General features: G+C 74.8%; 8 protein-coding genes. All 8 read right to left on the reverse strand.

The features are described 5' to 3' along the window. On the reverse strand, window positions 1–2032 hold a 2032-nt coding region (locus tag C1A33_RS13460; RefSeq protein WP_207770301.1), incomplete at its 3' end, for an FAD-binding protein. 54 nt (window positions 2033–2086) lie between these two features. Next, a complete protein-coding gene (locus C1A33_RS13465) occupies window positions 2087–3094 on the reverse strand; it encodes a TIGR03619 family F420-dependent LLM class oxidoreductase (RefSeq protein ID WP_101831862.1) in 1008 nt (335 codons plus the stop codon). A 26-nt stretch (window positions 3095–3120) separates the two neighbouring features. Beyond that, window positions 3121–3747 carry a nuclear transport factor 2 family protein gene (locus C1A33_RS37435; RefSeq protein ID WP_133150661.1) on the reverse strand — a complete coding sequence of 209 codons (627 nt, stop codon included), beginning with the start codon at window positions 3745–3747 and terminating at the stop codon, window positions 3121–3123. Further along, window positions 3744–4058 carry a Rieske (2Fe-2S) protein gene (locus C1A33_RS13475; protein ID WP_101831864.1) on the reverse strand — a complete coding sequence of 105 codons (315 nt, stop codon included), beginning with the start codon at window positions 4056–4058 and terminating at the stop codon, window positions 3744–3746. The genes C1A33_RS37435 and C1A33_RS13475 overlap by 4 nt, the downstream gene beginning before the upstream one ends. A 27-nt stretch (window positions 4059–4085) precedes the next feature. Further along, entirely contained in the window at window positions 4086–4889 is an 804-nt protein-coding gene (locus C1A33_RS13480; RefSeq protein WP_101831865.1) for an SDR family NAD(P)-dependent oxidoreductase, read from the reverse strand. Then, window positions 4886–7288, reverse strand: coding sequence for a CaiB/BaiF CoA-transferase family protein (locus C1A33_RS13485; RefSeq protein WP_101831866.1), 2403 nt, complete (start codon window positions 7286–7288; stop codon window positions 4886–4888). Before C1A33_RS13485 ends, C1A33_RS13480 begins: the two co-directional genes overlap by 4 nt. A 133-nt stretch (window positions 7289–7421) precedes the next feature. Next, complete coding sequence (locus C1A33_RS13490; RefSeq protein ID WP_101831867.1) at window positions 7422–8534, reverse strand: amidohydrolase family protein; 1113 nt, start codon at window positions 8532–8534, stop codon at window positions 7422–7424. Continuing rightward, window positions 8531–9721 (reverse strand): amidohydrolase family protein, encoded by a 1191-nt coding sequence (locus tag C1A33_RS13495; RefSeq protein WP_165818367.1) that lies wholly within the window; start codon window positions 9719–9721, stop codon window positions 8531–8533. The genes C1A33_RS13490 and C1A33_RS13495 overlap by 4 nt, the downstream gene beginning before the upstream one ends. Between the last annotated feature and the right edge of the window lie 299 nt (window positions 9722–10020).

Genomic DNA, 10020 nt, shown 5'->3' on the forward strand with positions numbered 1-10020 from the left:
CTCCCGCTCCGCCAGACCCCGCCCCGCCGGGTCGGACGCCGGCGGTGAGCGCGCGCTCGGCGAGCGCCGCGGTCAGGGCGTCGGTGACCTCGCGCCAGGTCCCGACGATGCCGATGTCCGCCTCGTCGAAGACGGGCGCGGCCGGGTCCGGGTTGACGGCGAGGACGGTGCCGGCCGCCGCGACCCCGGACATGTGGTTGAACTTCCCGGACAGCCCCAGCGCGACGTACAGCCGCGGCGCGATGCTCCGGCCGGTGATGCCGACCTGGCGGGCCCGCGGTAGCCAGCCGTTGTCGGTGACCTTGCGGGTGGCGGCCAGCTGCGCGCCGAGCGCCGCCAGCAGGGGCGTGAGCAGCGGGTAGTCGGTCGGGTCGATGCCCTGGCCGACCCCGACGACCGCGCTCGCCCGGGCGAGGATCTCCACGTCGTCGTCGCGGTGCGCCTCCAGGACGCGGACCGTGGACGTCGCCGTAGCCTCGACCATGGTGCGCGACGGCGGGCTGGCCTGCCGGGGTTCGCGCAGCGGCAGGGCACCGGGCCGGACGGTGGCCAGGTGCGGCTCGCCGACGGCGGTGATGGTCGCGACCTGGCGGCCACCGAACGCGGGCTTGAGGCAGACCAGCCGGTCGTCCTCGACGCCGACGTCGATCGCGTCCCCGGTCAGTCCGGCGTCGAGTGTCGCCGCCACCCGGCCGGCGACCTCACGTCCCCACATCGTGCTAGGGCACAGCACCGCGGCCACCCGCCGTCCGCCGCACCAGCCGGCGAGAGCCGTGGCGACGTCGTGGGCGAGCGCGACTCCCGCAAGCACCACCAGGTCGTCCGCGCCGTGGGCACCGAGCATCGCCAGGTCGGACGGCTCCCCGCGGTCGGCGCCGGCCGGGGCGAGCGCGACCACCCGCCCGCGCAGCGCCCGCGCGATCCACGAGGCCGCGCCGAGCAGCTCACGTCCCTCCCGCTCACGGTCCGGTTCGAGCAGCACCCCGACGACCGGCCACGCGCCGTCCCCGTTCCCGTCCTCCGTCACGGTCGCCGAGACCTGGCCGGCCACGGGCGGGGGCGGCGCGACATGGGACGCACCGAGCAGTCGCTCCCCGATCCCGGGATCCCCCAGCGCGAGCGCGCCCGTCGAGGGCACCGCGGGGTCGACGGCCTCGACGGCACGGGACGGCACGCCCCCGCTCCGGACTCCAACCCCGGTCCCAGCACCCGACCCAACACCGGTCTCGGCACCGGTCTCGGCACCGGTCTCGGGCGCGTCGAGGGCGCCGCGGGCGGCGAGCAGCCGCACCGCCTCGGCGACCTGGTGCTCCAGCGGTCCGGATAGCCGCGTCCGCAGCCGTGGGCGGGCGAGCGTGCGGGTCGGGCCGACGACCGTCCGGCTGGCCGCCGCGCCCCACGGGCCGGGACCGAGGTCGGCGGCGACGAGGTGGCGCAGCCGGTCCGCGGGCACCGCGGCGCGGGCCGGCAGCGGCGCCTTGGCCGGTTCGCAGAGCCGTTCGGCGCAGGACGCCACGAGCGGCGCGTCGGCGCGCACCCGCAGCCAGCCGTCGTCGCCCTCGCAGCGCGCGTCGAGCGTGGCCCCGCGCAGCGCGAGCTCCCGCATCCCGCCGACGAACGGCCAGCCGAGCAGGGCCGCGACCTGCGGGCCGAGCTGGCCGGTGTCGCCGTCGACGGAGTTGCGCCCGCACAGCACCAGGTCGACCGGGCCGAGCAGCCGCAGCGCCGCGACCAGGGCCCGTGCCGTCGCGAGGGTGTCGGACCCGGCGAACGCCGGATCGGACACCAGCACCCCCGCGTCGGCCCCGCAGGCGACGGCCTCGCGCAGGGCGTCCTCGGCCGACGGCGGCCCCAGGGTGAGGACCGTGCAGTGACCGCCCGTGGCCGCCGCGATCCGTACCCCCTGGGTGACGGCGCGGCGACAGTACGGGTTCATCTCCTGGGCGACGCCGTCCCGGCGCAGGCGCCCGTCCGGCCCGAGTACCAGCGACTCCCCCACCGGAACCTGCTTGACCAGCACCGCGACCCGCACTGGGACCTCCCTCTCCTGACCGCCTTCTGCCCACGACACACGCCCGCCTCGGGCTCAGCCCGGACCCGGCCCCGAGACGGAGCCGGCGGCCACCGCGGCCGCGCGGCCCGGCACGCCCGGCAGCACCTCGCGCGCGAAGGTCTCGATCTGGCGCAGGTAGATGTCGGGCGAGGTGACGCGGAACGCGAGCGACAGGTGCGCGACGCCGACCCGCGCGTACTGGCGGATGAGGTCGAGCGCGTCCTCGGGCCGGGTGTCCGGGCGCCGGCTCGGCGGCGCGGCGCCGTCCGGCATCCGCAGCTCACTCGGCAGGGAGACGGCCACCGGCGGTCGGGCCGCGCGGCCGAAGCGCTCGCTCTGCCGGTCGAGTTCCGCGAGCCCGGCCCGCAGGCCGTCCGGCGTGACCATCGAGGGCAGCCAGCCGTCGCCGAGCTCGGCGGCCCGGCGGATCGAGGCCCGGCCGTTGCCGCCCACGAAGATCGGCAGGTGCCGGCGCGGCGGCGCGAGCAGCGGGCGCACCGGGCCGAACCGGTGGAACTCGCCGGCGAAGCTGACCTCCTCCCCGGTCAGCAGCGCGCGGATGATCCGCAGGTGCTCGTCGTGCATCCGGCCACGGGCGGCGTAGTCGAGGCCGAGCGCCTCGAACTCGCCCCGCACGTGCCCGCTGCCGGTGCCCACCAGCATCCGGCCGCCGGTGAGGACGTCCAGCGTGCCGAGCAGCTTCGCCTGCACGATCGGGTCCCGGTAGGGGATGACGACGATGTCGCTGGCGAGGGTGACCCGCCGCGTCGCCCCGGCCAGGAATCCCCACACCGCGTACGGGTCGAGCCACCAGTCGTCGGAGCCGTAGTAGTCGTGCGCCGTCATCCCGGTCTCGGCGACGCCGTCCATCCAGCCGCTGACCCCCTCGGCGAGGTGGGCCTCGCCACCGGTCGGCAGCACCAGGTGGTCCTGCACCCACAGCGAGTCGAAGCCGAGGTCCTCGGCCGTCTGCGCGATCGCGCGGACCGCGCCGGCGTCGCACCAGCGTCGGTAGCAGGGAATCCGGACGCCCAGCTGCATAGCGGTGCCCTCCTCGGGCGCGTGGCTCACGCGTCGGTGACGGTCGGGCCGGTCGGGCCGGTCGGGCCGGTCGGGCCGGTCGGGCCGGTCGGGCCGGTCGGGCCGGTCGGGCCGGTCGGGCCGGGAGGCGGCTCGGAGACGCCGAGGACGCCGGCCGGCACGGTGAGGAACGGCGCCGAGAACTCGATGGACAGCCGGCCGAGCAGGGTCCGCCCGTCGATGCGCTCGACGGTGCCGACGTAGCTGCCCCAGGTGGTGACGATCCGGCCGTCACCCCAGTGCAGGAAGAAGAACGCCGAGGTGAAGGCGGCCGCGGCGGCGACACCGGGGCGCGGCGGCACCGGATCCGCGTGGACGCTCGACACGAAGTGGCCGGTTCTCGCGTCCGCGGGCTCCGCGGCGAACAGGCCGGCGAAGTACGCCCCGATCTCCTCGGCACCGGCGTGTTCCCCGGCGAAGTTCACCAGCACGCCGTCCGGTGCGAACGCGGCCGCCACGCCGGCGGCGTCGAAGCTGTCGTTGGCCGCGCAGTAGGCGGCCAGCACCCGCGCGGCCTCGCCGTCGACCCCCGCCGGCCAGGCGGCCCCCGACGAGCCGCCGCCGGTCACGCCATCCCCGGTCACGCCCTCCGGGGTCGCGCCGTCCCCGGTCACGAGGACGATTCCGGGACACGGACGAGGACCCGCCCGTCACGGACCCGCACGTCGTGGCAGCGGGCCGCCGAGCCGGCCGCGTCGCACCAGCCGTCCGCGGCGATCGTGAAGCCGTGGTAGATGCAGATCAGGTCCTCGCCGTCGACGACTCCCTCGGACAGCCGGTTGCCCTCATGCGGGCAGGCGTCGTCCAGCGCGGACACCGTGCCGCCCTCGGTCCGCCACAGCACGACCGCCCGGTTGCCGACCACGGTCGCCCGCGGCCCGGCCGCGATGTCCGTCTCGGCGCCCGCGTCGATCCACTCATCCATGGATGTCCTTCCCCTTCCGTTGTGGGCTCACCGGATCCCGCCGTCCACCCGCAGCAGCGCGCCGGTGGTGAAGCTGGACGCGTCGCTGGCCAGGTACAGGGCGGCGCCGAGGATCTCGGCGGGTTCGGCCGCCCGGCCCAGTGCCTGCACGTCGCCGATGGTCGCCTCGAAGGCGGCCATGTCCCAGCCGGCCGAGATGTCGGTGCGAAACGGGCCGGGCAGGATCGCGTTGACCCGCACCGCCGGTCCGAACGCCTCGGCGAGCGCCACGGTGATGGCGTTGAGCCCCGCCTTCGCCGCCGCGTAGGGCGCGATGGCGCCGTACGGCCGCAGCGAGCCGACGCTCGACACGTTCACGATGGTGCCCCCGCCACCCGCGCGCATCCGCTCGGCGGCGAGCACCGCGAGCCGGAACGGGCCCTTGAGGTTCACCCCGACGACGCGGTCCCACATCACCTCGGACACGTCGGTGAGCCGCTCGAAGACGGGCGACATGCCGGCGTTGTTGACCAGGATGTCGAGGCGGCCGAAGCCGTCGACGGCGGCGTCGACGAGGCCGTCGAGCTGGTCCCAGCGCCCGACATGGCAGGGGTGTGCCAGCGCCCGGCCGCCCGCCGCCCGGATGGTGTCCACGACGGCCGCGCAGCTGTCCGCGTCGCGGCTGGCGACGACGACCGCGGCCCCGGCGGCGGCGAACCCGGTGGCCATCACCCGTCCGAGTCCGCGGCTGCCGCCGGTGACGACGGCGACCTTCCCGGACAGGTCGAACAGCTCCGCCGGTCTGGCCGGACCGCTCGGATCAGCCGGATCCGGCGGGCGGGCGGTCGTCACCCGGGCTCCCCGAGGACGCCGGCGGCGAGCAGTTCCGCCACCCGGGGGCCGAAGCCGAGCTCGGTGAGGATCTCGGCGGTGTGCTCGCCGAGATTCGGCCCACGGCCCGACGGCGCCGGTACGTCGGGGCGCCGGAACACCTGGCCGATGATCCGCGCCGGCCCGAACCGCGGATGTTCGATCTCGGCCACCCGACCCTCGGCGATCATCTTGTCGTCGTGCAGGAAGGGCTGGAGCCAGGACGCCTCCCCGGCGACCGCGCAGGGCACCCCGGCGGCCCGCAGGCGTCCCTCCCAGTTCTCGGCGAGATCACCGGTGAGCAGGTAGGCGAGTGCCTCCTCGACCCGGGCCGCGCCGGCGTGGCCGTCGGCGAGCGCCGCGCGCAGGTCGGCGAGGCGCTCGGGGTCGCCGGCCGCGACCGCGCCGACGCAGGCGGCCCGCTCGTCGGCGGTGTCGCAGACGACCAGCAGCCAGCCGTCGAGGCACTGGTAGACGCGGTGGAACGGGCCGGCCCCGGTCTGCTCGTGGTTGAGCACCGGCAGCAGCGAGCGGGCGCGCCCCTCGCCGACGAACCACTCGGAGGTGACCAGGATGCTGGAATGCAGCTGCGGCAGCTCGACGAACTGCCCGGGCCCGCCCCGCTCGCGGTGGATGAGGGCCATCAGGATCGAGGCGGCGCTCAGCAGGCCGTTGTAGTAGTCCTCGTTGCCGAAGCCGGTGTGCGGCTCGTTGCCCTCGCCGGCGAACAGGTGCATCAGCCCGACCATGCCGCCGACCAGCGGCGCGAAGCTCTGCAGCTGCGCCTTCGGGCCGGTCGACCCGAAGCCCGGCGAGTAGCCGTAGACGATGTCCGGCCGCAGCGCCCGCGCGCTGTCGTAGTCGAGGCCGAGACGTTCGGCCGCGCCGGGCCGCATGTTGTGCTGCACGACGTCGGCGCTGGCCAGCAGCGCGTCGAGCACCGGACGGGCCCGTGGGTCCTTCAGGTTGACGCACACGGCCCGCTTGCCGTGGTTGCCGCCCTCGTAGGGGTCGGGCAGCGCGCGCTGCGGGTCGCCGGCGAGCGTCTCGACCTTGATGACGTCCGCGCCCAGGTCGGCGAGCAGCCGGTTGCCGTACGGCGAGGCGAACCAGCTGCCGAACTCGACGACCCGCAGCCCCGAAAGCGGCGGCCCGCCCGCCTGCGGGCCCGGCCCTGACAACGCCGGCGGGACCGGGGATGGGAGCTCGGGGTGGCCCAGGCCCGGGGCGGACCAGCCGTCGCGGCGCAGGGCGGCACCGTCGGCGTCACGGGCGGGCGCGGCGCCGCGCACCGCGCCGGGAGTGCCCGCGAAGCGGATCACCGGGCCGACGATCCGGATCCGGCCGAGTTCCGGGTCGTCGACGGTGTCGATGATGCCGGCGTGGCGGACCTGTGGGTCGGTGAAGGCCGCCCCGGGCGGCTGGACGGGCAGGCAGGCCACCTCGTGCTTCCACAGCAGTTCACAGACGCCGTCGACGGTGCGCGCGTGGAAGAAGGGCGGCAGCCGCTCCGCCAGCAGGGCGAGGTCGGCGTCGGTCAGCTCGGTGGCCATCTCGGCCGGTCCCTCGGCCGGCGAGATCTCGCCGGCGAGACCGAACGCGGTCATCGCCCGGCCGAAGGCGCCGACCGCGCCGGTATGGACCTGCACCATGCCGTCGGCGCAGGCGAAGCGGCGCAGCAGCAGCCGCCGGTGGCCGAGGTCCAGGGTGCCGGTGCGGCCCTTGTAGGCGATGAACGACGGCGCCCGCTCGCACGACCAGTTCATCGTCATCACGCCGAGGACGCCGTCCTCGAAGCCGACCTCCAGCCGGTCGCCGGCGCCGGTGCGGACCCGCCGGCGCAGCGACGCCAGGATCGACAGCAACGCGACGAAAGCGGTGCCGTAGGTGATCCCCGGATGGCCGGGGTAGATCGGGCCGTCGCGGTGGCCGGGCGACTCGGCGAACACGCCGAGCCGGGCCGCGGCGATGATGTCGCGGGCCGCCATCGGGTCCGCCTCCTCGTACGGCCCGAGGGCGGTGAGCCGGGCGTGCACCGCGCCCGGGTTGGCCGCGGCGACGCCGTCCGCGTCCAGCCCGGCCGCGACCGCGGCCTCGTCGGGCAGCGCCGGGTCGACGAGCACGACGTCGGCGCCGGCGACCAGGCGCCGCAGCACCTCCCGGTCGGCGGTGTCGGCGGTGTCGGCGACCGCCAGGTCGAGCACGATGCTGCGCTTGCCGCGGTCCCAGGTGGCCCGGGCCGGGTTCGCGAACGACACCGGCCGCGGCGGCTCGACCTTGACGACCTCACAGCCGTAGTCACACAGCAGCATCGTGACGATCGCGCCGGGCATGCCCTGGGTCACGTCCAGGACGCGGATACCGGCGAGAGGGCCGTCCATGGCAGCTCCTTGCGCAGTCACGGGGATGCGGTCACGGGAAACGCGGTCGCGGGAAACGCGGTCGCGGGGATGCGGGCAGGGGATGCCACCGGGGCGGACGCGCCGCCCGCCCCGGTGGAGCCGGACCGTCGGGTCAGCGGGGCGCCGGGCGCTCGAAGTCCCCGATCTCGGCCTCGGTGAACGGATCGACGTCCGGCAGCCGGAACAGCCGGCGGACGTTGCGCGAGACCAGGCGGTCCCGGTCGGCGTCGGGCAGGCCCGCGGTCAGCCGCACGGCGGCCTCCCCGTCGTCGGGATAGCCGGCCTCGGCGTGCGGCAGCGGGCTCGACCACACCAGGTGGTGCTCGCCGAAGAAGCTGCGGCGCAGGACGGAGAACCGGTCGTTCACAAGCGTCAGCCAGGTGAGGCGGCGGACGTACTCGCTCGGGGTCAGGTTCTCGTCCCGCAGCGACACCTGGCGGCTGGCCGCGGCCCGCTCGTAGTTGGTGTCGGCGATCTCCAGCTGGTGCGGCAGCCAGCCGGCCTCCACGTTCACCAGCAGCACCCGCAGGTCGGGGACCTCGTCGGGCACGCCGGCGAAGGCGAGCCGGCTCAGCAGCCCGGAGACGGGCGGTGGATAGCCCGCGCGCACCCCGCCGTCGGCACCGTGCACCCGGCCGCCGTAGGCCGGGCCCAGGCAGACGACCGCGTTGCCGCCGACGGCCGACCAGAACTCCATCGCGGGTCCCCCGGGCTGCCCGCCGGGACCGGCGGGGGGATGTGTCAGCGACACACCGCGCAGGCCGCCCCGCAGACAGGTGCGCAGCGCCGCGAGCGCGTCCTCGACGCCGGTGGGGGGTATCAGCCCGACGCCGACGACGTCCGGGTCCGCGGCCACGTAGCCGGCGAGCCAGCTGTTGTAGGCCTCGCAGGCCGCCGCGACCTGCCCGGTGTCCCCCAGCCGGGCGATGACCGCGGCCAGCGCGGGATCGGGGTGCAGCACCTCGCCGGCGAGCCCGTCGCGGGCACGCAGCACGGCCCGCGCCTTCGGGGTGGCCAGCAGGGCGAACGCCTCGTCACCGCCCTCGGGGGACAGGCTGGCCACCGCCCGGGGCGCCACCGTGACCGGCTCGGAGGTCTCCTTGGCCACCCAGCGGGCCTCGCCGCCGGTGACGACGAGCCGCACGCCCTGCTCGGCGAGCAGGTCGGCGGGCGGGATCGCGTACGAGCCGGCGGAGAACGGGCCGGCGCCGGCAGCGGCGCTCATCGGGCCACCCCGTTCGCCGCGGCGATGTCCGCCAGGGAACCGGGCAGGACGAGCTCGTCGTCGTAGGGCAGGCCGTACAGGTCCGCGCAGGTCCGCCACAGCAGCCGGTCCCGCTCGGCGTCGTTCACGGCGGTCATCTGGCTGTGCGCCACCTCGACGTCGATCGGCCAGCTGCTGATCGAGTGCGGGAAGTCACTGCACCACATCATCGTGTCGACGCCGATCAGGTGCCGGCTGTCGACGCCGACCTGGTCGAAGATGAAGGTGATCTTGCAGTTGCGCCGGTAGTAGTCGCTCGGCAGCAGTTCGAGCCGGGTCGGCAGGCCGGCGCCGTACCGGCGGAAGCTCGCGTCGAACTGCTCCAGGTAGTGCGGGATCCAGCCGCAGTTGACCTCGGCGCCCACGAAGGTGAGCGTCGGGAAGCGGTCGAACAGGCCGTCCTTGATCAGCGCCTCGAGCACCCGTTGGAAGCTGCCACGCTCGGCGTTCTCCATGAGCCGCTGGTCGCCCCTGGAGAACAGCTGCACGGAGTTGGGGGGGAAGGTGAACGTGGCGTGCAGGGAGATCGGGCGGCCCAGCTCCTCGGCGAGCGCCCAGAACCGGTCGTCCTCGGGGGACGGCCCCGTCGCCGAACCGCTCGGGTAGCTCTCGAGCGCCACCGTGCGCAGCCCCAGGTCGACCAGGCACCGGCGCAGCTCGGCGACGGCGTCGTCGATCCCGGTGTTGGGGATCAGGCCGACGCCGATCAGCCGGTCGGGCGAGACGGCCGTGAACTCGACCATCCAGTCGTTGTAGGCGCGGAAGCAGGCGAGCCGCAGCTCCGGATCCTCCGTCGCCTTCACCCCGGCCCACACGGTGGGGCTGGCGTAGAGGACCTCGGCGTCGACGTGGTCCTCGTCCTGTTCGAGCAGCCGCGCGTGCGGGTCGAAGGAGCCGGCGAGGATCTGCTCGAAGCGCACACCCCGCTGGATACCGTCGCGGAACTCCAGGAAACGCTGCTTGAAGTTGGCTCGGTCGAAACGCTTCTGGGCGCGGAAGTTGACCGCGGTCAGCCCGAGCGGCATGGGGTCGGGAACACCCTCGATAACCCAGGCCTGGCCCCCGTTGTCCGTGTCGATGACATGCGGGCCGCGCTCGCGCAGCCGCCGGGGAAGACGGTCGACGAACAGGTCCGGCGGTTCGTTCACGTGCGAGTCTGCCGAAACGGCGGTTAAGCGCACCCTGACCCTCCTCGGAGAAACTGGACAGGCCGGCCGGTCTGCATGGCGGCGACCTCGGCTGGATGCCTCCAGACGGCACGACTGGAACATCTGATGTTTGAGGCTAAAACTGGGTCCCGGCCCTGTCAAGACTCCGCGCCACCCGCCTTGACGAGTACTTTCACGACCCGCGGACGGCAGCACCAAGCACATTGAGCATTTTCAAAGTTGGTTTTTTTAGATTCCTTCCTGTTCCAGGACGAAGACGGCTTGGGTGAATGTGCCGA

Origin of the sequence: Frankia canadensis (assembly GCF_900197875.1) — a bacterium.
Lineage (GTDB): Bacteria > Actinomycetota > Actinomycetes > Frankiales > Frankiaceae > Frankia > Frankia canadensis.

Bases quoted from the DNA above. Each gene is read 5' to 3' on its own strand.
- C1A33_RS13465 (WP_101831862.1), bottom strand. From the start codon at position 3,094: ATGCAGCTGGGCGTCCGGATTCCCTGCTACCGACGCTGGTGCGACGCC.
- C1A33_RS13475 (WP_101831864.1), bottom strand. From the start codon at position 4,058: ATGGATGAGTGGATCGACGCGGGCGCCGAGACGGACATCGCGGCCGGG.
- C1A33_RS13485 (WP_101831866.1), bottom strand. From the start codon at position 7,288: ATGGACGGCCCTCTCGCCGGTATCCGCGTCCTGGACGTGACCCAGGGC.
- C1A33_RS13490 (WP_101831867.1), bottom strand. From the start codon at position 8,534: ATGAGCGCCGCTGCCGGCGCCGGCCCGTTCTCCGCCGGCTCGTACGCG.